General features: G+C 45.2%; 19 protein-coding genes and 1 tRNA gene. 1 reads left to right on the top strand and 19 read right to left on the bottom strand.

Features of this window, described 5'->3' with window-relative positions; all coding sequences use genetic code 11:
- Nucleotide 1 precedes the first annotated feature (1 nt).
- The 16 genes from ACTO17_RS11695 to ACTO17_RS11620 all read right to left on the bottom strand — a co-directional run bounded on the left by ACTO17_RS11695 (nucleotide 2) and on the right by ACTO17_RS11620 (nucleotide 19,477).
- A complete protein-coding gene (locus ACTO17_RS11695; RefSeq protein WP_482558072.1) occupies nucleotides 2–472 on the bottom strand; it encodes a nuclease-related domain-containing protein in 471 nt (156 codons plus the stop codon).
- On the bottom strand, nucleotides 472–636 hold the full coding sequence (locus ACTO17_RS11690; protein WP_482558060.1) for a hypothetical protein: 165 nt from the start codon (nucleotides 634–636) through the stop codon (nucleotides 472–474). The genes ACTO17_RS11695 and ACTO17_RS11690 overlap by 1 nt, the downstream gene beginning before the upstream one ends.
- 74 nt (nucleotides 637–710) lie before the next feature.
- Nucleotides 711–1,205 carry a hypothetical protein gene (locus ACTO17_RS11685; RefSeq protein WP_482558059.1) on the bottom strand — a complete coding sequence of 165 codons (495 nt, stop codon included), beginning with the start codon at nucleotides 1,203–1,205 and terminating at the stop codon, nucleotides 711–713.
- 44 nt (nucleotides 1,206–1,249) lie between these two features.
- Nucleotides 1,250–1,816, bottom strand: coding sequence for a DUF4303 domain-containing protein (locus tag ACTO17_RS11680; protein WP_482558058.1), 567 nt, complete (start codon nucleotides 1,814–1,816; stop codon nucleotides 1,250–1,252).
- A 48-nt stretch (nucleotides 1,817–1,864) separates the two neighbouring features.
- A complete protein-coding gene (locus ACTO17_RS11675) occupies nucleotides 1,865–2,524 on the bottom strand; it encodes a hypothetical protein (RefSeq protein ID WP_172539119.1) in 660 nt (219 codons plus the stop codon).
- 296 nt (nucleotides 2,525–2,820) lie between these two features.
- Nucleotides 2,821–3,171: a winged helix-turn-helix domain-containing protein gene (locus ACTO17_RS11670; protein ID WP_482558057.1), complete on the bottom strand. Its 351-nt coding sequence runs from the start codon at nucleotides 3,169–3,171 to the stop codon at nucleotides 2,821–2,823.
- A 357-nt stretch (nucleotides 3,172–3,528) separates the two neighbouring features.
- The gene (vanT, locus tag ACTO17_RS11665; protein WP_172537811.1) at nucleotides 3,529–4,647 is read right to left on the bottom strand and encodes a serine racemase VanT catalytic subunit; all 1,119 of its coding nucleotides are present in this window, start codon (nucleotides 4,645–4,647) and stop codon (nucleotides 3,529–3,531) included.
- A 4-nt stretch (nucleotides 4,648–4,651) separates the two neighbouring features.
- Nucleotides 4,652–5,692, bottom strand: a complete 1,041-nt coding sequence (locus tag ACTO17_RS11660) for an acyltransferase family protein (protein WP_482558056.1) — start codon at nucleotides 5,690–5,692, stop codon at nucleotides 4,652–4,654.
- A gap of 34 nt (nucleotides 5,693–5,726) precedes the next feature.
- On the bottom strand, nucleotides 5,727–6,566 hold the full coding sequence (locus ACTO17_RS11655; RefSeq protein WP_482558055.1) for a D-alanyl-D-alanine carboxypeptidase family protein: 840 nt from the start codon (nucleotides 6,564–6,566) through the stop codon (nucleotides 5,727–5,729).
- A 127-nt stretch (nucleotides 6,567–6,693) separates the two neighbouring features.
- A complete protein-coding gene (gene vanG / locus ACTO17_RS11650) occupies nucleotides 6,694–7,755 on the bottom strand; it encodes a D-alanine--D-serine ligase VanG (protein ID WP_482558054.1) in 1,062 nt (353 codons plus the stop codon).
- Between the two features lie 339 nt (nucleotides 7,756–8,094).
- Nucleotides 8,095–8,607 carry a Uma2 family endonuclease gene (locus ACTO17_RS11645; RefSeq protein WP_172537814.1) on the bottom strand — a complete coding sequence of 171 codons (513 nt, stop codon included), beginning with the start codon at nucleotides 8,605–8,607 and terminating at the stop codon, nucleotides 8,095–8,097.
- Nucleotides 8,608–8,847: 240 nt separating this feature from the next.
- Entirely contained in the window at nucleotides 8,848–12,582 is a 3,735-nt protein-coding gene (locus ACTO17_RS11640) for an Ig-like domain-containing protein (RefSeq protein ID WP_482558053.1), read from the bottom strand.
- Between the two features lie 165 nt (nucleotides 12,583–12,747).
- On the bottom strand, nucleotides 12,748–13,542 hold the full coding sequence (locus ACTO17_RS11635) for a class B sortase (RefSeq protein WP_482558052.1): 795 nt from the start codon (nucleotides 13,540–13,542) through the stop codon (nucleotides 12,748–12,750).
- Nucleotides 13,529–17,761 carry an MSCRAMM family protein gene (locus tag ACTO17_RS11630; protein WP_482558051.1) on the bottom strand — a complete coding sequence of 1,411 codons (4,233 nt, stop codon included), beginning with the start codon at nucleotides 17,759–17,761 and terminating at the stop codon, nucleotides 13,529–13,531. The genes ACTO17_RS11635 and ACTO17_RS11630 overlap by 14 nt, the downstream gene beginning before the upstream one ends.
- 205 nt (nucleotides 17,762–17,966) lie before the next feature.
- Nucleotides 17,967–18,569: a TetR/AcrR family transcriptional regulator gene (locus tag ACTO17_RS11625; protein WP_482558050.1), complete on the bottom strand. Its 603-nt coding sequence runs from the start codon at nucleotides 18,567–18,569 to the stop codon at nucleotides 17,967–17,969.
- A 194-nt stretch (nucleotides 18,570–18,763) separates the two neighbouring features.
- Nucleotides 18,764–19,477, bottom strand: a complete 714-nt coding sequence (locus ACTO17_RS11620) for a FlxA-like family protein (RefSeq protein ID WP_482558049.1) — start codon at nucleotides 19,475–19,477, stop codon at nucleotides 18,764–18,766.
- A 181-nt stretch (nucleotides 19,478–19,658) separates the two neighbouring features.
- On the opposite strand from ACTO17_RS11620, the gene ACTO17_RS11615 reads away from it, so the two are divergent.
- Nucleotides 19,659–19,732, top strand: a tRNA-Val gene (locus ACTO17_RS11615).
- Nucleotides 19,733–19,803: 71 nt separating this feature from the next.
- Here the strand turns inward: ACTO17_RS11615 and ACTO17_RS11610 are convergent.
- The 3 genes from ACTO17_RS11610 to purD form a co-directional block, all read right to left on the bottom strand.
- Nucleotides 19,804–20,889, bottom strand: a complete 1,086-nt coding sequence (locus ACTO17_RS11610; RefSeq protein ID WP_482558071.1) for a sensor histidine kinase — start codon at nucleotides 20,887–20,889, stop codon at nucleotides 19,804–19,806.
- Nucleotides 20,890–20,947: 58 nt separating this feature from the next.
- Nucleotides 20,948–21,652: a VanR-ABDEGLN family response regulator transcription factor gene (gene vanR, locus ACTO17_RS11605; protein WP_482558048.1), complete on the bottom strand. Its 705-nt coding sequence runs from the start codon at nucleotides 21,650–21,652 to the stop codon at nucleotides 20,948–20,950.
- Nucleotides 21,653–21,866: 214 nt separating this feature from the next.
- Nucleotides 21,867–23,144 (bottom strand): phosphoribosylamine--glycine ligase, encoded by a 1,278-nt coding sequence (gene purD, locus ACTO17_RS11600; protein WP_172538279.1) that lies wholly within the window; start codon nucleotides 23,142–23,144, stop codon nucleotides 21,867–21,869.
- Nucleotides 23,145–23,211 lie beyond the last annotated feature (67 nt).

The following is a 23,211-nucleotide window of genomic DNA, read 5'->3' as shown; positions in this document are numbered from 1 at the left end:
ATTATGATTGGTTCCCATCCTGCTGTAACAGCGTGATAATCTGTTCTATCTCTTTGGGGTGGAGATGATTATTTCCTTTCGTATGAATCGCCCTGTGAATGTCCGAAAGACTGGAAATGATATACCCGCTGTCCACAGGACTGTTTTGATGGAGCAAAATGACACGCCCCTCCACCCATGCCTTGATCCGATGACACTGAAGGTAATGTGCCAACAGATAAACCTGTCTTTTTAACTGTCTGATTGGATTTTTCACCTGCTTTGCATACATATTCCCAAAACTGATGATTTTTATTTTCTGCCATTCATAATCATCTTCATCCCCTATCAACTGGCCGCTGTAATTCTTGATCTCAAAAATAAATACGCCAAATTTATTGACAACGGTGCAGTCCATCTCTGCCCGCTTACTGTCATACGCTATTTCCGTGTTTGTGAGCAGATAATCGCCTTCCTTAAGAACCCGGCTTATTATTTCCGCCGCAATCTTCTCCCGTGCCTGCCCGCCCTGCTGTTTGCAGGTTCAAATGTCCAGTCCAAGGAGGACAGCCATTTTATAAACACGGCGGCCAGACAAATGAACAGACCAGCCAGCAGAATCCCAGCCACGGCAGCCACTGCCCACTTTAACTCCATATACTTTCCTCTTTCCCGTTTCTTTCGTTTTTATTCCCCGCTACCCGCAGCAATAGTTTTACAAACGGGAATTGTCAAGAATAATATGCCCAGTCAATTCCAGGATAAAGTTCCCCTGTTCGAATGAAATATTCAACTGCTTTTACACCTGCATCCATATCTGTAATGGCTTGACATTTTGGAATGGGAGATTGACCATCGTAGTCGATCGGGGTATATACATTTTCATCTCCCAAATCTACTTCTTCAAGCCGCTCCACTGTATTGGCATACTCAGGATTGTAGGAAAAATAGGTTTCTGTATTTTCGCTGCCATAACACAGGGACAGCCATTCTCCATCCGACACTACCTCCAAGCATATGTCACATAATTCTCCATCAGGGTCTAAGCACAAGCTGACCTCAATACCTTTTGGCACATCATTTAATATTTTGCCAATCAAGTCCGGCGTAATTTCATCTTCATTGTACTGTTCGCCATAGGAAGCACATTCAATATTCTTCACAACAGTTGTATTGTGGTTAAACGATGGAATAATGTTTGTTTTTGTAAGAATTTTAAATTCCATTCACTTTCACGCTCCGTTTCTAAACCTGAATTTACTGTTACGGGTTAATCGTTTTTTGGGGTTTCGCAGGTTTCCAAATATTCCGACAACAGAGCCGAAGGCGGATTTAGTCGCAATGCCCGGTCATATTCGGCGCCATCACCGTCAGGCGGAGCCTGTTCTACATTGATGACCACACATTCCCTCTCTTTCCCAGTCCCAAACAAACCGGAAGCATCGAGCCTTTTCATGGCCGCCTCCATAAGAGCAATCCGCTCTTCCCACTCGGTCTCATATAGTTCATCATCGGATAATTTACTTGCCCTTTGATCCAGCAATGCACCCACTTCGCCAAAAAATTCATCATATCCATAAATAGCATAGGGAGAGTCTGAGCTATCCCATTTCCACCAGCTCTTGTCCTCATTAGTTATCTGCTGTTCCTTTATGGATTTTTCCAAGGCTTCGTAAGACCATGCTGAAATATAGGGGTGCATTCCCTCATCAAATACAAATACATAAAAATAAAAATGTTCTTTGGTTGTTTCTTTCAAAGACAGGAACGCCGCTCTGGCAGCGGTTATAAGAGCTACCATTAATTCCTCATTATCTTTTTCAGTACACATATCCATCTTGACCTTTCTTTTTTTAATCCCGATTTTACTTTCAAAAACTGGATTTTATTTATAGTAATATGCCGCTATTTCATTAAATTCCAAACCGTTTCTTCTGCATAAAAGCGCGAAATCGCCTTCACCGTTCCAAGAATGAAACAGCCTGTGCAGTTTGATATAATATCGAAATTCTTGTTGTAATTCAACATCTATATCATGCTTTTTCAGTATCTCTTTACCAAGCTCTTCTGCCTCGTCAAGTTCCGAAACATTTTCAAGGCAGGAATATTCTGGAAAATGATGTGCGCCAAAGGAAAGCAAATAAATCAATCTCAACATCAGAATCCTGGCTGTTTTGAAATCATCTTTATTCTTCTGATAAATCGAAACCGTTTCATCTAAATCTCCAAATAGCTCACAATGCCATCGTGCCTGTGGCAAAGCTCCTTGATTCACAAAAGGAAAAAGTTCCTGCCCTAAACGAATAGAAACCTCATACGGCAAAGAATAATCCTGGAATAATTCTACATGATTATCGCAAATTTCGGTGCAGACTATTGTAATAAATTCTTTATGAACATCCTCTGATAATGTATCATAATACTTCATAATTTCACGGATAACTGCATTCGCCCTCTTCTTTAAGCCCTGTTCCCAAAATTTACAATAGTCATTTAAGCCTCTTTGCAATTCTTCAGGCAATTGTGGATAATCAAAATGCTTCATGAAAACACCCCTCCAAATACCAATTTGATACTCTTTGGCTTCTCTAAAATCCGCTTTTTGTATGTCAGAATGTTATATACTGTGTCCTTGTATAACTCTGCTCCATATACTTGTGATGGCAAAAAAAACAAAAAATCCAACAGTAACACCCCTGACAACAGGCGCCATTCCTGCCCATATGCCGATATACATAGAGCTATGCCGCTCACGATCCAGATTCCTGCTGAAAATGTATTTATATTCATCTTATCCTCCATCCTGCGCATACCGCAGAACCAGCGCTGATTTTCACGGGTCTATTCCCCAAACGTATAGCCGAGGCCAAAGATATTTTTTATGTAAATGTACTCTGTATTTTTCTCGATTTTTTTCCTCAGACGGTTAATAGAAACCGTAACTGCATGTTCCTCCACATACTTGCCATCTATATCCCAAACCTGATTTAATAATACATCTTTCGTTATAATCCTGCCCTTATTCCTGGATAATAATTCAAGCAATTTCCATTCCTTTGGCGTAAGCTTTATTTCCTTTTCCTTCAGCCATACTCTTTTCTTTTCGTAATCTATTTTTAAATCTTTATAATACAGTATCGCTTCGGAATCAGTATTCCTCTTTATTTTAAGCCATAAGCCCAATAGGCCCAATAGGGGTTGTCGGAAAACAGCAATTTTTCACAATATACACCCGCCATTTATAATACTAAAGCGTATTTGAAAAATGCTCTAAGAACTTACAACTATATTGTGTATAAATTTCATTTTCCGACAGCTCCCTGCTTATATTACTCCGGCGGTTAAATATCGCAGTATCTTACTTGCCCAAACCTCCATCTGCTGCGTTGTGCCCGATAAAGCCGGGCAGACCCTCATCAATCACTGTAGCACTCGCTACAGCTCAATCTTCCGCCTTGCATATGAAGATTTGTTCTGCGTAATCTACGTCGATATTTAACCGCCGGAGTAATATTTTTAATAAGACGCTCCAGAAAGCAGACAGAATCTTTAAACCGCAATCCGCTCTAATCGCTCCCCCATTCTGCTTAAAATCTCGTTGCTGATGGTGCCTGCCCATCCGGCCATATCTTCTGCGCGGATTTCCAGGTCTCCGGATTTTCCAATCAGCACGGCTTCATCTCCGGGGGCCGCCTGTTCTATATCGCTGAGATCCACTAACATCTGATCCATGCAGATCCGGCCAATCACAGGGGCCGGTTTTCCATTGCAGAGCACTTGTCCCCGGTTGGACAGGCTTCTGGGAACGCCGTCGGCATAGCCGATGGAAAGCACGCCGATTTTCTGATTTTTCCCGGCGCTGTACGTCAGGCCGTATCCGGCGCTTTCTCCCTGATACAGCATCTTCACGCTTTCCACTCTGGCTTTCAGTGAGAGCACCGGTTTCAATTCCACCGATGCATTAATTTTGTCATTTTTACCGCTTAAGATTCCGTACAGCGCAATTCCCGCCCTGGCGTAATCAAAACACAGTTCTGAATAATTCAAAATTCCATAGCTGCCCTGCAGATGGCACTTAAATCCGCTGATTCCCCTTCGGTGAAGTTCTTCTGCCACATATTCAAAATGATGGATCTGCTCTAAGGTATAAGCCCGATCTCTCCCGTCTTTTCCATCGGACACGCACAGATGGGAATAGATTCCCGTCACGTTCAGATTGGGGATTCGGAATATTTTTACAATTTCTTCCATATGATCCCACCGTTCTCCCAGACGGTGCATTCCTGTATCGATTCCGACATGAACTGTGAATCTTCTTCCGTCACGTTTCAGCTGCCTTGCATAATCTCCGTCTACCACGGTCTGAATCAAATGATAGGAAATCAAATCGTCAAACTGTTCCGGATGGGTATAGGACAGCACCAGAATATCTCCGGTGATCCCGTTTCTGCGAAGCATGGCCCCCTCTGCGGCTGAAGCGACACAAAAGCTCTTCACTCCCTGAGCCTGCAGCGCTTTGGAAACCAGAACCGCCCCATGGCCGTATGCATTCGCCTTAACTGCCGGCATCAGGTCACAGTCCGGCGGCAGCAGGGAACGAAACTGTTCCATATTATGCTTTAAATGTTCCATATTAAGTTCTATCCATGCACGTCCTTTTTGATACATAAGCTCACCTCTGCATTTTGTTTTTCACAAATTTCATTCCTTCTGCAGCTCCAAAGGAAAGGATCAGCGTCACAAGACAAACCAAGAGATAATGCGCCAATGACTGCTCCACCAGTAAATCTGTCATTTTCACTGCCCCTGCCAGGCCCCGCACCAGAATAATGCTGACAGGATGAATGATGTATATGCACATGGACAAATCCCTCACAATTGACGCGGAACTGCCCTCCAGGCCAAGCAGCAGCTCAAACAGAAAAAACATCACCGGAATCAGCATAAGGTACATGCTGTTATGCTTCTGCCATTCCAGAGCCCAGGTCAACATTCCTTCCGCCAGCATTCCCGCCATGGAAATGGAAAGTCCCACGGCCGCTTTCCGTACCTCTAATTCTGCCTTTCCGTTGGCCAGAAGCACCCCAAGCCACAAAAACACCGGTGCAAAAAAAATGCCGTTTCTGGTGTAAGAACTGATGGTAAAAATTCCCTGATACATCATTTTCAGTGCGGGAATCTGGCTGACCAGCTGATAATAGCTGTCGCCTCCCGTCCCAATCAGGTACAGCAAAACAGTAACAGCGGCTATTGCCACCGGGCTTAACAGATGCATCATTCCCACCAGCAGCAGACAGCCCAAAATCACTGCCGGCAGATACCAGAGATGGTAAAAAGTCCCGTCAAAAAAGATTTCCTTCAGCCATCCTCCCAGACCGATATTACACTGTTTTGCATAAATCTTCACCGGCAGGTAGATACAGGTTGCCGCCCCGTACAAAACTGCTGTTTTCTGCAGAAATTTTTTTAATTTCTGAGAGGCATGCTCCGCCTGCCGGGAGTTTCTTCCCATAGATTTCTGATAAGGGGCAAGCACAAAATATCCGGTGACCATCAGAAAAAATGGCACTGCAATCCTTCCAATACAATAAGTTACAAGAAAATCCGCCGTTTCACTGAAAGATTCCAGGGGTGACGTGTGAATTGCCACAATTAAAAATGCTGCAATCAGCCGGAAATCATCAATTGCTCCGTAATTCTTTCTTTGTCTCATGCTTTCTCCCTCTGTTTGGTACTGTAATCCAGTTTCATAAAGCCGCCGTGGTGATAATAAATCCGTCCGCGTTATTTCCTGAAATTTCCGGCCAGGCTGCAAGTCCTTTCCACTCGGTTACAGGCCCCCGGGCCCTCAGATATCCGATTCTGTAATGTTTCCAGGTCAAAGGATGCACCGTCAGATCAAACTGTTTCAGCCATTGGATATATTCTTCTAAAGCCATCCCTGTCTTTTCCATAATCTCTGCATGGGGCTTTCCCACATATCTGAAATGCCAGGGTTCTGCGCCGATTCCTGTAATTTTCTGCTTCTCGGATTTATAACGCTCCACAAAACCAAACTCAGCGGCCTGTTCCCGGAATTTCCTGCAAATTCCCTCATTGGGAAAATCCGGCCTGATAAAATCTATTTCCGGCTGATCTTTGGCCAAATCTATGGCAAGGCCTGTCTGATGCTCGCTGTGATCCGGAAAAGCCACATATTTTTCTGTAAATTCCCTGCCGTTTTCTTTCAGGGAATCATTAAAAATTTTTACCTGCTCTGACCTGGCGCGGTACCCGCTGACGCCTACGATACGCCGAGACAACTGTATATCGTCTCTTTCCAATTGGGAAGAGAACAAATACTCAGAATGCTTCAACAATTTCTGCAGCATCTTTGCGCTGTTCTTTTCCATAAGAATCTCCGGCTGCTCTGTGAAAACAGAACACAGTTCTTCCCCGGACAGGCCGTGTCTTACCGGATGCTTCTGATTTACCAGCACCAGATTTCCCTGATAGATCTGCGCCTCTGTCAGCAGTATTCTGCCTGTGTGAGTTCTCTGTGAAAAAATATTCCTTTGTTCCTGCTCCAACAGCATGGCATGTTCCATTTTGCGCCCTCCCTGTATCTTAATTCCTCTGTATTACTCCGGCGGTTAAATATCGACGAATTTTAACCGCCGGAGTAATAATTCCTGCAAACGCAAGCACAGTTCTCCAAAAAACTCTCTTTACGCCTTAATCATTCTCCTGCAATTCCAACAATCGCGACAGCAGCTCTTTAAAAGAAATTCCTGCTTCCTTCATCATATTGGGATAACGGCTGTGGGAAGTAAAGCCGGGAATTGTGTTTACTTCATTAAAATAAATCTCGCCTGAGGGAGTCAGGAACATATCCACTCTGGCAAAATAACTGCATCCCAGACCCCGGTAAATGATTTTCGCCGTCTCCTGAATTTCTTCTGCTTTTTCAGGGGAAATCCGGGCAGGCACATGAATTTTCGAAGTTTTTAAGGTATATTTTTCCGTATAGTCGAAAAACCCTTCTGACAATTCGATTTCATCCACTGCGCCTGTTATTAATTCCTTTGTTCCAAGTACCGCGCAGCCTACCTCAAATCCTGTTATCATCTCCTCTAAAATTACAGAAGAATCATATTCAAAAGCATGTTCCACTGCCGGGCGCAGCTCCTCCGGCTTTTCCACTCTGGTAATACCGAAGGAGGAGCCTGCCCGCAAAGGCTTCACAAACAGAGGATAGCCCAGTTCCCTGCCTTTGATTTTAATGTCCATCAGATTCCATTCTTCTTGGGCAATGGTGTAAGATCGGGGAACTTTTACCCCCTGTTCCCCGGCCAGGCGGTGGGCCGTTTCCTTGTCCATGCAAATTGCTGAACTCAGAGTTCCGCATCCAATCACCGGAATCTCAGCCAGTTCCAGTACACCCTGTACGGTTCCGTCCTCTCCGTTTTTTCCATGCAGAATGGGAAGCGCGCCGTCCAGGGAGATTTCCTCTATGCCCTGGCTTTTCAGCAGCAGGAGCCCATGCAGTTCTTTATCAGGAGAAACGAAAGCAGGAATGCACTCCCTGTCACTGTACCAGCGATCCTCCGGAATATTGGCCGGATCTCCCTGATACAGATACCACTTTCCCGTTCTGGTAATTCCAATCAGAACAGGCTCATATTTTTCCGTATCTATATGGGTGATTACTGCATATGATGATTGGAGAGAAACTTCATATTCACTGGAGCAGCCTCCGAATAAAATCGCTATTTTCTTTCTGTTGTTTCTTTTCATAAGATTTGTTCTCCTTTTTGTATGTTCATTTATTCCATATCATACCCCCGGGAAATGACAGACAAGTGACTTTCCTGTGACAAAATAGTCATTTATTACGGTATGTCAGAGCATAGGGCGCTTAGCTCTCCGCTTTTCATCAAAGTATGATTCCCTATGCTGAACATATCGTTCTTTACGGTATGTCAGAGCAAAACCCCGCCTGCTTCATAAATTAATTTTACGAAACAGACGGGGCATTTGTTTTAATATTCTGTTGTTTCTTTCCTAAGAAAAAGTTAAGGCTTTTTCACATTTTTCTGAAGAAGATTTCAGCAGTTCTTTTTCAATTCTTCAAAATCAGGGTTCTATCTCATCAAATAAATCATCAAATGTTATCTTTACATTTGGAAAATGAATCAGTTTCAGTTCATTTTTATTGGATTCTGTCACGGTTACCCACAAATAGTATCTGGGAATGCCGTTTTCGTAATCCAAATCATAAATCTCAATCTTCCTTTTTCTCCAGTCCACAATCCAATATTCTTCGATTTCCTGCATTCGGTATAAATCCATTTTTTCGCCCCGGTCATAACTTTCTGTGGAGGGGCTTAATACCTCCATTACAAACCGGGGAATGCCGACAAAATGATTCCCTCTTTTTTTCTTGGTCTGACAATTGATGGAAGCGTCCGGAATCACCGCTTTTTCTTCTCCATCCTCTGTCTGCCACTTATACTGTACGTTATCAGAATATACAAAACATGTGCTGTTTTTCAACTGTTTCCGGATTGCCGCCACAAAATTTACAATTACCGCCGAATGCTCTGGGGCAGCGCCTGCCATGTCCATAATCTGCAGATTCAAATCCATGTGTTTCGCCTCCTTATATAAGAACTATGATTTTATAGTATATCTCAGGAAACACCTTTGGTTTTATTTGATTCATGATTTCATTCCTGTTAACTTTCTTATATGGTAATTTCATTATACCAATAGGCAGTTTGGGTGTAAAGCCTTTCTTCCATTATCCAGAAGTTAACCGTAAAAAATCCCCTGCTTTGCATATTTTGTCTGCAAAGCAGGGGATTTCTTAAATTTTAATGTGCCGTATTACCATTCTGTAATTTTAACATAAATTTTCTTCACAACACCGTCGACATTGGATGCCTTGATTAATTTTGTATAGCCTTCTGCATCGCTGTCTGTTATTACATATTTAATAGTGTCATTTGAAAAAGTAATGTTCAGTTTGGATAAAATTTCCTCATCCGTCACATCCGCATACCGTTCTATTTTGAGAACTGCCCGCCTTACGATTTCTTCTCCAGCTTCATCATAGATACTGTCCTCAGTTGTCCACCAGTTATCCATTTCTGACTCTGCAGTGACAATGCGAATACCGAACATACCAGAAAGTTCTTCGTATTTGTCCTGAATGTCATACAGTTTTTCGCTTGCTTCGTTATAGCTTTCTGTATCTGTTATCTGATCCATACCATCTAAAATGCCATCCACAACAGCTTTATCTGCTGCAATTCCTGCATTCTCTTCAAACAGTCCCATATAAATGCTGCATTGCCGTGCCAGATCCGCCAGTTCTGCCTGAGCCTGGTTTGCCAATATCTGCAGCCATACGTCTAAGATAAGACCTGTTTCGCTGTCTGTAACATGAACTACATATGGATATCCTGCTTCAGTCGTGGGTTCTAATACTGCAGTTGAACCCTCATCGGATGTAACAACTGGCTTTTCCATAGTCTCTCCAAAGTCAAGTCTGCACCGCACCACAGAACGTACACGGATAAGTTTATCATCTTCATCATATTCATTTACAGTATCTCTGTAATAACCCAGTAAATTGTCTGCTTCCAGATAGAACGAGTACGCAGCATTATCTAGTGTATTCTGAATCTGCCGCAATTCAGTTAAGATGGTCTCAACCGCTTCCAGATTCGCTGCGGAATCCACCTGGCCTTCCAGCGCTTCAATCTTTGCGGCGATTTCTGTCTTTGCTGCATTATCAGAAAATCTCATTAAATCTCTCTTTGCCGATGCAGCATTTTCTAACGCCTCTGATTTCTTTCTCTCCAGATATTTAGCATTTAATTCCTCTTCTGAAAGACCGATATCCTCTGTGTCTCCTATAAAATTGCTCACAGTATTTCTCGGGATAATCGTATGGGTTCTGGAATCATAATCACATACATACCACAGGTTTCCTTTTTGATTCGGACAGTGGTATACGATGGTGTTTGAACCAATGGTTACTGTTACCCGTATGGATGATTTTCCAAGCATTTCTGAATCCACTGTACCTCTTTCAGAAAAATTATGGATATAGAACCGATATACCCCGTCTGTTTCTTTATAAATAGTGGTATGCTCAGGCCCTTCATAATCTACGTCGTCTACATCCAAATCTGCCATTTTTTCTCCATTGTAATAATAACCTTCGTTACTATAATACACATGGAATTCCCCACTTCCATCTGCCCTCGGGCCTACTAAATGGGAATCAATATCTGAACTTGCTCCGGAGGCTTCTGTTCCCCAGGTTAAGGTAAACTGCACCTGCCCCTGGCCGGTAATCGTTTCCATCTTCTCATCCACTACACAATCAGGCAGCTGGGTAAGATACGGATATGCCACAACGATATCTATACTGGAGGCATTGTATCTCTCTGCCGTTTCGGAAAGATTCTGACGCAGATCCAGCACTTCTACGGTATAAACTCCCGCAGGCACATCCGTAAACTGATAGATTCCGTCTTCATTTGTCTGTGCAGTTTTGAAAGCTTCGCCCAAAACATTGCCGGCTCCTTTTCTTAATTTCACCTGGAATCCGGCTGATACCGGCTGTGCAGTCAGACCGATCCGCACTACACCCGTAACGGAAGGCGCCGGATCGCATGCCGCAATTTCATTGCTTAAAAGAATCGTTGTGCCGCATACATAGCCGTCTGCCTGATTACTGGTGATTACAACGTTCTTAACATTTGTCTTATAGCCGTCTTTCTCTGCAATCAGCCAGTAATTTCCCACTGTAACATTTTCTATGGTAAAGTTTCCTGTCTCATCAGTTACAGCAGAACTTTCTGTTCCCTGAATAAATTCTCTGTAATTTTCTCCATTGATACTGCTGTTTGCATTTGTGTAAGGCAATAAATATATTTTCGTACCTGCCGAAACTCCGTTTACCGCCTGCTTTTCTCCGGAATCTGTGCCGTCAGACGCTCTCTCTGCCTCTTCCGGAGTTACTACCGGAGCATCTTCTTCCAAGTTATATTCATTGACATTGCCTGATACCTTCACCTTCTGGCTGATGCCAAGCTCCTCTCTCATTTCAGCCGGAATGTTCACAACGTCATTGTCTGAAATAATTGTTACAGAAATGCATCCCAGGCCCCAGATGGACGGCAGACAGGATCTGTCGGCAATATTTGCCCTGGTATGCTCTCCGCCGGGCATAATGGTCATATCCCATGCCACGCTGGCTGCAATCCGCAGTTCTGTTTCTGTTATGATAGATGAATCTGCCGCTCCGGCTCCCAAAGTAACATTGACATACCTGTTTCCCTTAATGTTCAGCGCAGTATTTCTGCCAGGAATATTCAAATCTTTTACATATCCATTATTTTCCAGAGTAAACTGCTGGTTTCCTCCGCTGTTCAGATTGATGGTGGCGCTTCCGCTCTGGCCTACCACAATGCGGCCTTTGGAAGCATTGAAATACACTACATTGGTGGAATTTTCCACGTATGTGTTCTGTGCGATGGCAGTGATTGTTACTTTTTTGAACTTGCCGTCGTTGGCAACATCTGCATTGGGCGCATTGATTTCCAGAGTTTTGCCGGAATAATCTCCTTTTGGAATTACAATCTGCCCCGCAGCATTTGAAGTATACACAATATCGCTTACCATTTTACTGGAAAGCGCCTGGTTCAGTTCTGCCTGATTGGAAACATTGCCTTTATAGGCAACCTTTACGCTGCAGGCTGCGCTTTTGCCGTTGGCGGCAGATGCAGTTATATTGGCTGTTCCTTCTCCCACTGCTTTCACTGTTCCGTCATTGCCCACTGTCACTACAGCAGGTGCAGAGGACTTCCAGGTAATTGCTTTGTTGGTGGCGTTATCCGGCTTTACTGTTGCTGACAGTTTTTTGGCTTCTCCCGGCAGCATATTCAGATTCGTCTCATTCAGCGCAACGCTTCCAACTGCAATATCAGGATCTGCCGGCGGCGTAACTACTTTTTTCCTTTTTACCGTCACTTTACAGGACGCAGATTTGCCCGTGCCGTCTGCTGCTGTTACGGTAATTTTTGCCTCGCCGGCTTTTACTGCCTTGATCTCTCCTTTGGAATTAACGGTAACTACCTTTTTATTGGAAGATTTATAAGTAACTTTCTTATTGGTGGGCTTTTTCGGCGATACAGTAACTTTCAGTCTCGCCTTGCTGCCCTCTTCCAGTTCCACAGATTTCTTATTTAATTTTATCTTGGTAACCGGCGTGCCGACTACAATTTTGCAGGTCGTCTTAATCTTCGTTCCCTTCAGTTTGGCAGTAATTGTAGCCTTGCCGTTCTTTTTTGCCTTTACTTTTCCCTTGGAGGTAACGGTGGCAACCTTTTTGTTGCTGCTGGTCCACACTACCTTTTTCTTTTTCGCCGCTTTATTTTTGGCGGCCTTTAACTGTACGGACTTACCCTTTTTCATCGTATAAACAGACTTGTTCATCGTCACCTTATACTTGGAGGGCGATTTCTTGGCTGCCTGGGCAGTGATGCACTGGCCTGCGGTCAGACATACCAAAAGCAGCATTAACAGTGCTTTTCTCCATTTTTTCATAAATCTACTCCTTCATATCATATTATAATTGAAATATTCCAGTCTTTTCTTTTGTATAAACAATTTTTTATTATTTCAGAAATCTAAAGAATTTACTGAATATACAATTATTATATCTATAATAATTTACCCCCCCCCGAATTGTCAATACAATTATGGAGAATTTTACCTGTTTTTATTTTTTGGCAGAACCGCCTGCACAATCAATCTCTGGCTGCTCCAACCGGTGCATGTGGATAAAGTCACGATTCCCGCCGGATGACTGATATCTGCATCTGTGGGATAAAGCGACTCTTTTACCGCCTGCCGCACATATTCCTTCCACTCTTCTTCCTCTGTAAATTCCGTCTGGTAAGCGCTGCTGTCTGCCTCCACCTGCCGCACCGAAAAAATCGGACAAAGGTACACTGCGTCCTTGGTTACAAGGGTAAGAATTGCATGTTCTTCGTAATACTCCCTGGATTCATACTGTTTCAGCAGGCCCAGCATTTTCCCTCCCGCTCCATTATGCCCATAAATGATGAAATGAGGGCCGCTTGTTCCGGAACGGTAATCCAGAAATAAACTGCCAAGGGGATTTTCACTTCCATCCGGCAAATGTTCCAGATAATACTGATTGTCCTTCCCCAGCATCACCGGATAATCCAAATCTGTACCGGGAATCTGCAGCCAGGCAGCAATGCCGGAATATTTTTCTGCCAACTGGGAAACATATCCGGATAATTCAGGCGCTTCCAGACACAGGGCTTTTATCGCTGCGCTTTCGGACGCATCTGTCCGGCCTGATGAAACAGAATCAGAAAAAACGGCGGAGGAAAATCCCCGTCCGCCGCCGATTTGTCTGTAAAATTCATTTCCGCGGTGCAATTTGGCCAACCGAATCCCCAGCATCACACCAGAAATAATAAAAATCACCAGTACCGCACCATAAACACTTTTAAATACTTTATTTTCTTTCACGCTTTTTCTCCCGCCAAACATAGTATAACGTCATCATTGCCAATACCGTTCCTGACAGCAAAACAACCGCTTCCAACCATACCGTATCATCCCCGGTTTTGGGCGTATCTGCATCTGTGCCAGAATCACCCGGCTGCCAGGAAATTTTCTGTTCTCCTGAAGCATTGGGAGTTTTAGAATTATCTGGGAGTTCTGATGCTCCGGGAATTTGGGAATCGCCTGAGTTCTCTGGTTTTTCTGGTTTTTCTGAATTTCCTGGGTTCTCCGGTTTTTCTGAATCTCCCGGGTTCCCGGAATTCCCTGGGGGTTCTGAATCCCCGGAATTTCCTGGATTTCCAGAATTATCTGGATGTTCTGAATCTCCTGGATTCCCGGATTCTCCTGGATTTTCTGGTTTCTGGGAACTTCCCGGATTCTCGGAATCGCCAGTGTTCCCCGGGTTCTCGGAACCGCCTGAGTTCCCCGGCCTCTCAGAACCTCCCGGATTTTCTGAATCTCCTGGGTTCCCGGAATCATCTGGGTTCCCCGGCTCTTCAAAACCTCCCGGATTCTCCGGTTTTTCTGTATCCTCCGGGTTCTCTGGATTCCCGGAATCGTCCGGATTCTCCGGAGTATCGGAGCCCTCTGACGAACCGCTGTCTGTCTCAGGCGGTTTTGGCGTAACCGGCGGTTGTTTTAGGGTATTGGAAACTGTCAGAACCGGATCTGTTTCATGCACTTTGTATACAGAAGTATCCAGCTGGTAATCCGGCGGCGCCTCTGTTTCTTTCAGCCAGTATTCCTTTCCTTTGTCCAGTCCCGGAAAGGAAATCTCTCCCGCCTGTCCGCTGACGCCTCTCTGAACCAAAGTCCTGCATTCTTCCTCTTCATACAGTTCAAAAACCGCTCCGGCCAGAGGCGCTTCGCTGCCGCTTATTACCTTATGAACTGTCAGTGTCCATTGCTGTTCTTCCGTTTTATACGCTTCATTGGTTAAATCCAGCTGCAACTCAGATTTTGCCGCCCCTGCCGTAATCAGCAGACCCTGCGCCGTCTCTGTTACCCCATCGGGAAGATGCGTCCATCCAATGGCGCTTTCATAACCAGGAAGGCTTTCCGTTTCTGTCAGTTCATATACTGCCCCGGGCTTTACCAGAAATGACAGCTTTCCCTGATCATCCGTGGTTCCCCGGGCAAACGGCAGACCTCTTTTATGATTGTCATTGTCCCACTGATACAGGGTAAATGACACCCCGGCGAGAGGTTTTTGATTATCACTGTCGGTTTTGGTGACGGCAATACCTGCTTTTCTGGCTGCGACGCCACCGCCGCCTCCGCCTCCACCGCCGCCCACCGAAGCGCTGTTGTTTTTGCTTCCGCCCAACAGCACGGCGCCGCCCTCAAAACGGACGCTGTTGCCATAATTGCCTGCCTGACGTTTCATAATATCCGCCGTGTAGGTCAGCACATAGGCATTCCGGCTGCCCGCTTCAATGGGAAGCTTCACCGTAAAACTGTTTGATTCCAGATCATAATTTTCTGCCTGCAGCGAAAGCCCGTCCCCCTCTTTTTGATAGTTTGGCTTTTGTCCGCCGTTTCCTGTAGTTCCTGACAATCTTGCTTTATAAAAACGCAAGGTGTCCAAATCCACTTGAAGCCGTTTGTCCAGAGTGTCCACAAGGGACGGACATTCTGAAAGGGCAAGGCCGTAGGGATTGATCAGCACCTCATACTGAATCAGCTCTTTCGGTTGATCTACGCTGCTGCTTTTCACCAGCCCATGGTTGACAAAATTTCCGGATACACTGTGAGAAACCTTCCCAAAGGGCACACTGTCAGCTATTCCATTCATCACAATGGTATTGGAAATCCGAACCGCCTCATTGCTGCTGAATCCGGTTTTCTCAGGATCTACCTCCGTATCAAAAGTAACAGTGGTTTTCTCCGTCACATTTCCCAGATTAATGGTAAGTTCCTGCCCCTGGGCCTCTGCCGACGCTCCTGCAATTACCGGCAGAGTTTCCAGGGAATCTTCCGCATAAGTCAGCCCCTTTGGCAAATCATCGGTCAACATCACTTCTTCCATAGGCAGACCCGCTGCGTCTACTTCCACCGTCCACTTCATTTTCCCGGCTGTATAATCGTAAATGGGCGTTTTTTTGGTCAAAACCACCGCATTGACACTGACAGCGCTTTCTGCTTTGGCGCTTCGTGCAGCCGTTGTGTTTTTTCCAATCAGCATATCTTCCGTTGAAACGATATTTTTCAACTGCTTCCTGGAAGTGTTATTTGCAAAAATACAGGGATCGCACACTTTTGTCTTATAAGCAATCGTAATGGTTTTCGCACCCACCTCTCCTGCCGTTATGGTAAGAACCTGATCTTTATAGTCTGCCTTCACCAGATCTTTTTCATCTTCCGCAGGTTCCTGATTGTTGATCAAAACAGAAATACCGTCCGGATCGCCCGCCAGTTCCAGTCCGCTGCTATGCCCCTTTTCAATGCAGACACCGCCAATCTCCCGGAAATCGTCTGTAAACGTGCCGCTTTTCAGATAGGCTTTATGAGGATTAATGGTTACCGTCCAGTCAATCGTGCGCAAGCTTGCGTTGTAACCGCTGTTGGATTTCACCAGGGTAGCTGTACCGGGCATACCGCTGCCGTCTCCGCTATCCACAGGGGTTGTGACCTTCGGCGCTTCATAATCTTTCCCATTATAATGAAAGGTAAACCAGGCCACATTATTTCCCAGATTGGTTCCGCTGTCATACATTTCCTCCGGAACCCTGGTCTGGTATGTGAGGATCACGGTTTCATGTTCTGTGACAATGGGTGAAACAGTAAATCCGTTCTGCCCGTCCTCCAGGACAGCCGCCGATACTCCGTTGATTTTCACAGAATCCGCATCCAGCGTACTGCCGGCAGGAAGCTGATCATGAAAAGTCAGGCTGTGATCTTCTGAAAAGGAAAAACCATTGGGAGAAAAAGTAACCGTCCAGTCAGTGGCAGAACCCGTACCGTCGTCATATCGTGTGGTCGTCCCTTTTTTCGTCAGCCAGACAGGCTGAGGAACCGCCACCGTTTGGCTGCTTGAAATGTTAAGTCCCTGAAATTCTCCGTCTGTTTCTGCAAACAGTTCCACTCCGTTGGTCACTTTCTGCCCGCCTTTGCCTCCTGGCAGAAGAAGCTCGTCTTTGATCACTGTTTCATAGGTAAGAGTCAGCGCCTGAGCCGGAGCTCCCTGGGTAGCGGCCCCTGCGCGAAATTTCCTGCCGCCGAAGCTCAGCTGGACAGAACCATCCTCATCGGACGCTTCCTCCAATACATAGGCTTCCTCCTCACCTGTAATTTCCTCCCGGGAATGATAGGCGGCAAGCTCCATACCGTCGATTTTCGCACTGCCTGCAGCATAACTGTGAAGGGATGGGTCAATCACGTCCCGCAGTTCAAATTCTGTCTCCATTGTCAGATCGCCGCCGGCGGGATTTTGCCAAGGTGTATATTGAATCGTCCAGGCAATGGTTTTTCCGTTTAGGCTTCCGCTCTTTTTCACCTGCGCCTGCGCTTCCACCGGTTCGCGCTCTGCATAGCCGAATTTCAGCGTTTCCCCGTTTTCAAACTTCATGGCATAGAGATTTTTTCCGTCAACGGGAGTTTCTCCCTCCGGCGGTTGGCCTGCACGGCCGCAGTTTAAATAGAAAAATGCATCCTGAAGCTCGCCGTACTCCGCTAAAACTGTGCCGGAGCCCTCCTCAGACGCGTCAAAAATAACCCATGCCCTGACCCCGTCTGCAAAAATTGCCCCAAACCGCCGGGGCCCCTCCTCCGTCATTATGGTCAGTTCGGAACCTGCATTCCCCAAATCCGGCAAAACCAGATGCGGAGATACTTCCAGATAATAGTCGGTATCCGCCTGGATTATGCTGCACTGCTCCTGTGTAATTTCGTACTCATAACGAAGCGCAAGCTTCCGATCTTTTTCCAACAGAGCATGCTCCTCAATGACCGCTTCCTCCGGCAAACCGTCGGCTTTGGCATAATGAAGCGTAATACTCTGAAATTCCACAATCCCGGAAAGCCTCTCTTCTTCCTCCGCTTCTGCTGCAGTCCCCGGCAAAAAAGCAGTCATCATTGACAGGCACAAAAAAACAGCCAGCAGTTTTCTTCTGCCCCTTCTCCTGAAATTCGAATTCTGCCAAATCCCTTTGTTTCCAAAAACATTTCGCTGAAATTTCAACATTCCATAACCTTCTTTCTTTTAAATTATCGCTTTTGGAGTGAACGTTTATTTACTTAAATTGTAAAAAAAATTGCCTTTCGGCATCTTTTCTCTTCATGGAACGATACAAATCCGGAACTCGGTTTTTCAGGAAAATAAACATTTACTTACCTGTGTTCAAAAACAAACCGCTCTGCAGCGGTAGTTTTTATTACTTTTTCTCCTTTTACTTCTCCAGCTTCAGATAACCGCTTAAACCGGTCGTCAGCAGTCGAAATACCGTATCCTCAGTCTCCTGATTATCCGTGAGCACTCCTTCTACCACATATTTGGCATACATCACCGTGGAACTGAGCACATGAAGCCACAAAAGATCCTGATTGATCTGCCTCAGCCCCGGAAATGCTTCCAGAAAATCGTGAACCATCCCGGCAAAAGAACTAAAATAGGACGCATCCCGGCACTTGTCGAACTTTGGAAAAAAGGCACTGTCCCGGAAACGGTGATAAAAAATGGTTTCATCCGGATGTGCCACCCAAAATCGGAAGTAAGGCTGCCACAGACTCTTAACTGCTCCCATCGGATCTGTGATTACTTCCTTCGGATCAAACTTCACATGATCGAAAATCGCTGCCGCCCGTTTGTCCACGTATACAAAGCTCTCAATCAACAGCTGATCCTTACTTTCAAAATAACGGTACAAAGCCCCGGGGGAAATTCCCGCCACATTACTGACGCTTTGGATGCGTGCCCCTTCTAAGCCATTCTGCCGCACGACCTTCATCGCTGCAAAAATAATTCGAGTTCTGGTATCATCCAGAATGACCACGCTCCCTCCAAAAAATAATATTTTGGTGCATTTTTGTTTCTTTTGAAATTATACACTTTAATAATGTTATTGACAATACCTTTTTAACAAGAAAGGTCTGGCGGCATGAAAATCTGTTACTTTTTGCAGGGATTTCCGCGTCATCTGAGCTGTTTCTCACTTTTTTTGTTCAGCAAAGGACTGCCTATCCGGCCCTACAAATAGATGTTTATGGAAGGATATTGAGGCATATGTTCTGCTTTCTCTTTCTCTTCCTGTTCTCTGTCGGCTTTTTCAGAATTTTTGTCTTTCTCTTCATCCGGGCCTGCTTCCTGGGCTTTCTTCAGCTCTTCGTTGGCGCTGTTTAAAGTGCCCAGCTGGGAAGCCTCGGCTTTCGCCGCCTTATCTTCCACTTCGGCCAGTTCTTCTTTCTTTTTGGATACGTCTGCGCCCCGGCTGCTGTCTAATTTAATTTCCGTTTTCAGGATTGCCGCCTTGTTTTCCATTCCGGTTGCCGTTGAACCCTGAACCTGTGCCTGGCTCAATGCTGCATCTGCAGAAATCATGGCCTTCATGCCTGCCTTTGACATTCCTCCAGTCCCTTTGGTCCCGGACTTTCTGCTGCTGCCGCCAAAATCATCCGCGGATGCTCCTTTTTCCTGTTTTCGTTCCGCATTCATTGCTTCTCTGCGCTGTTCCATCTGATGCTGTCTGAGCTGATTGTTTAAATCATTGATTTCCTGCATGATTTCCTGGCGCTTTTTACTCTTTTCCTCCATTTCCATTTCCTGATTGGAAGAGAGATTCTGAAGCTCTTTCTGCTTATTTGCAATCTGTTTTCGGATACTCTTGCTTACAGCATCCTCTTTCTGCACCATTCCTGCCTGTCCGGGACTTTGAGCTGTTTTGTTCACTCCATTGATTTTCATTCTGACAACCTCCTGTCTGTTTTCCTGAAATCCTTTTCCTGTTGCTTAATGATTTAATCCATATATCGGAAAAGAACGAACAGCGCGCAAGGAAAATGTTTTTAATCGTCTGTTTTCTGTTGTGAAATGATTTTCAGTAAACTCTTGCAATTTCAGATGATAGTGCTATAATAGATCACATGGAAGCATAGCTCAGCTGGGATGAGCGTTCGCCTCACACGCGAGAGGTCATGGGTTCGAGCCCCATTGCTTCCATTTTTTGTTGCACTGCTTTTTATAATCTGAAGTTTCCCATTCGTTCCGCCCGGAACGCTGCCTGCCGTATATTACTTTGCCGGCAATTCCACCCGAAACGTCACCTGCCCGTTCCCGCTCTCTGCAAGTATTCTGCCCCCGTGCCTGGTGACAATCTCTTTTGCAATGGCAAGCCCCAGTCCTGCGCCTCCTGTATGGGAGTTTCTGTCCGCATCCAACCGGTAGAATTTATCAAAAATTGACTCCAGTTTTTCTTTGGGAATGGTTTTTCCCTGATTGCGGAAGGTAATAATCATTTTCTCCTGCTGCGGTGTTTTGACTTCTTCCACGAAAATATCAATCTGCGTATTCCTGTCACTGTAGGCAACGGCATTTTTTAAAATATTGTTAAACACCCTTGCCAGTTTGGCCGGATCGCCGCAAATGCTTACATTTTCATCACTGTGAAGCACGGCCCGGTTTCCTTTTTCCTCCAGAAGAGGATAGAATTCCTCCAACATCTGCAGCAGCATATAGTACAGATCAATTTCTTCTTTTTCCAGAACGATTTCCTGAATATTGTACTTGGTAATTTCAAAAAATTCATTAATCAGCTGTTCCAGACGATTGGCTTTTTCCAGCGTAATATGCACATATTTTGCCTTCTGCTCTGTGGGCATGTCCGGCGCTTCCTCCAAAAGACTCAGGTAACCGATTACGGAGGTAAGCGGCGTCCGGATATCATGGGCCAGATACATTACAAGATTATTTTTCCGTTCCTCTGCAAGCTTAGATTCCAACTCCCGCTTTTCCAGGGTCTGACGCAGAACGTTCAGCTTCCGCTCCATCGGCTCCATTTCCTGAGTCAGAACAATCTCTTTGTTGTCTCCCTGAATCAGCGTATCCAATGCAGCGTCTATCTCGTTAAAATACCGGATAAACCAGGACAGGGAAATCCGAAACAGCAAAAGAAAGCAGACTGCCACCGCCCCGAAAATAAACAGCCAGGCATTTTCCCTCAGCCCATATTGATAAATATTCAGTGCATCCAACAGCTCCAGCTGAAACGCATCCTGCAAAAACTGTACAATCCAGTCTCCCACCCTGCGGAACCAGAAGTGCCTGTACAATGCGGAAATAATGAGAAATGTCAGTATTACAATGGCAACAGTCTGCATAAATATGCGGAAAATCAATTTGGAATACGCAGAATTTCTTTTTTTCCTTCTTATTCGTTCAGTTTTCAATTTTATACCCCACTCCCCAGATTGTTTTAATATACTTGGGATGCTCCACGGAATCTTTCATTTTCTCCCGCAGGTGGCGGATATGTACAGTTATGGTATTATTGCTTTTATTGTAATACTCATCTTTCCATACACCGTGAAATAATTCCTCAGAACTGACCACTTCCCCTTTCCGTTCACATAGAATCTTTAATATGGAAAATTCTGTAGGAGTCAGCACCAGGGGTTTTTCATCCAGCTGGCATTCATGGGTCTTTACATTCATCACCAGTCCCCCATGCACCAGAAGGGAATGATCCTGAACTTCCGGAACCGGGGATTGATTGTAGCGTTTATACCGGCGAAGCTGAGCTTTGACACGGGCCACCAGCTCCAGGGGACGGAATGGTTTCGTCATATAGTCATCGGCTCCCAGCATCAGGCCCCGGATTTTATCTATCTCTTCATCCTTTGCTGTCAGCATAATCACCGGATAATTATGGCTTTCCCGAATCGTCCTGCATATTTCAAACCCGCTGGTTCCCGGCAGCATAATATCCAGTATCGCCAGGTCAAATTCTTTCTCAGACACATTTTGCAGCGCTGTCTCTGCAGAATAACAGGTAACCACTTCAAAAGTTTCACTTTCCAGATAAAAAGCCACCAAATCGGCAATTTCTTTTTCATCATCCACTACCAGAATTCTGTCTTTCATATTATTATCCTTTCCCAAAGGCTGAGTTAAAATTTCTTATATTTCATATCGGTATATTATAACAAAGACCTCTGGAAAATTCCTGTGTTATTTCCTTTCAAAATATTAAATTTTCCTTAAAAATATCAGAGAATCCCTGAAAAACAGAGGATTCTCTGATATTTTTCAAATGCCTTTTCTCTTCACGCACTTTTTTATCAAAATACTGCAGGCATTATTCTTTTATTTCATCAATTGCCTTTCCAATATCGTTTCTCATATATTTATGATCGAATTCTGCCCATTCCGCAGCCTTATAGGCATTGGCCCTGGCTTCTTTCAAATCATTTCCCTTGGCGGTAATTCCAAGGACGCGGCCTCCGTTTGTCACAAGCTTTCCATCCTTTAAGGCTGTTCCCGCGTGGAAGCAGTAATACCCCTCTTCCTCATGAAATTTCTCCAGACCTTTGATTTCAAATCCCTTCTCATAGGACACGGGATACCCGTCGGACGCCAGAACCACGCAGACTGCCGCGTTGTTTTCAAACTGCAGATCAATGTCTGACAGCCTTCCTTCCACACAGGCTTCCATCACCTCAATCATGTCATTTTTCATTCTTGGCAATACCACCTGGGCCTCCGGATCACCGAACCGGGCATTGTACTCCAATACCTTAGGCCCGTCTTTGGTCAGCATCAGGCCGAAGAAAATAATTCCGGTAAAAGGACGCCCCTCGGCAGCCATCGCGTCCACCGTCGCCTGATAGATATGCTTCCGGCAGAATTCATCCACTTCTTTTGTGTAGAACGGACTGGGAGAAAAGGTTCCCATTCCTCCTGTATTCAGGCCCTGATCCCCGTCTTTGGCGCGCTTGTGATCCTGGGCGGAGGACATGATTTTGATGGTTTTTCCGTCCACAAAAGACAATACGGACACTTCCCGGCCTGTCATAAACTCTTCCACCACCATATGGTTTCCGGCAGAACCGAACTTCTTATCTTCCATAATCTCTTTTACGCCGGCTTTAGCTTCTTCCAGAGTATTGCAGATTAACACGCCTTTTCCCAGCGCCAGGCCGTCTGCCTTTAAGACAATGGGCATTTTCGCTGTTTCCAAATAGGCCAGAGCCTGTTTCGGATCGTCAAACGTTTCGTAACCGGCTGTGGGAATGTTGTATTTTTTCATCAAATCCTTGGAAAAAGCTTTGCTTCCCTCCAGAATTGCGGCATTTTTCCTGGGGCCGAACACCTTCAGTCCCTCTGCCTCAAATACATCCACAATCCCGCCTACCAGGGGATCGTCCATGCCGATAATGGTGAAATCAATCTGCTGTTCTTTGGCGAAAGCCGCCAGTTTGTCAAATTCCATGGCGCCGATGGGCACACATTCCGCAATCTGCCCAATGCCTGCATTGCCAGGCGCACAATATATCTTATCTACTTTCGGACTTTTGGCCGCACTTGCCGCAATGGCATGCTCCCGTCCGCCGCTTCCCACAATTAAAACTTTCATTCCCGTCTCCTCTTTCCATCGGTATGCAGACCGCAGAATTCTCTGGGTCTTTGAAATTCCTCCCGGT

The organism is Petralouisia sp., from assembly GCF_056822245.1.
This window is presented reverse-complemented; position numbering and strand designations above follow the sequence as displayed.

Excerpts from the sequence above, each read along its gene's own strand:
- ACTO17_RS11690 (WP_482558060.1), bottom strand. The coding sequence starts at position 636 with ATGGAGTTAAAGTGGGCAGTGGCTGCCGTGGCTGGGATTCTGCTGGCT.
- ACTO17_RS11685 (WP_482558059.1), bottom strand. The coding sequence starts at position 1,205 with ATGGAATTTAAAATTCTTACAAAAACAAACATTATTCCATCGTTTAAC.
- ACTO17_RS11680 (WP_482558058.1), bottom strand. The coding sequence starts at position 1,816 with ATGGATATGTGTACTGAAAAAGATAATGAGGAATTAATGGTAGCTCTT.
- ACTO17_RS11675 (WP_172539119.1), bottom strand. The coding sequence starts at position 2,524 with ATGAAGCATTTTGATTATCCACAATTGCCTGAAGAATTGCAAAGAGGC.
- vanT (WP_172537811.1), bottom strand. The coding sequence starts at position 4,647 with ATGTATCAAAAAGGACGTGCATGGATAGAACTTAATATGGAACATTTA.
- ACTO17_RS11660 (WP_482558056.1), bottom strand. The coding sequence starts at position 5,692 with ATGAGACAAAGAAAGAATTACGGAGCAATTGATGATTTCCGGCTGATT.
- ACTO17_RS11655 (WP_482558055.1), bottom strand. The coding sequence starts at position 6,566 with ATGGAACATGCCATGCTGTTGGAGCAGGAACAAAGGAATATTTTTTCA.
- vanG (WP_482558054.1), bottom strand. The coding sequence starts at position 7,755 with ATGAAAAGAAACAACAGAAAGAAAATAGCGATTTTATTCGGAGGCTGC.
- ACTO17_RS11645 (WP_172537814.1), bottom strand. The coding sequence starts at position 8,607 with ATGGATTTGAATCTGCAGATTATGGACATGGCAGGCGCTGCCCCAGAG.
- ACTO17_RS11640 (WP_482558053.1), bottom strand. The coding sequence starts at position 12,582 with ATGAAAAAATGGAGAAAAGCACTGTTAATGCTGCTTTTGGTATGTCTG.
- ACTO17_RS11630 (WP_482558051.1), bottom strand. The coding sequence starts at position 17,761 with ATGTTGAAATTTCAGCGAAATGTTTTTGGAAACAAAGGGATTTGGCAG.
- ACTO17_RS11620 (WP_482558049.1), bottom strand. The coding sequence starts at position 19,477 with ATGAAAATCAATGGAGTGAACAAAACAGCTCAAAGTCCCGGACAGGCA.
- ACTO17_RS11610 (WP_482558071.1), bottom strand. The coding sequence starts at position 20,889 with ATGCAGACTGTTGCCATTGTAATACTGACATTTCTCATTATTTCCGCA.
- vanR (WP_482558048.1), bottom strand. The coding sequence starts at position 21,652 with ATGAAAGACAGAATTCTGGTAGTGGATGATGAAAAAGAAATTGCCGAT.
- purD (WP_172538279.1), bottom strand. The coding sequence starts at position 23,144 with ATGAAAGTTTTAATTGTGGGAAGCGGCGGACGGGAGCATGCCATTGCG.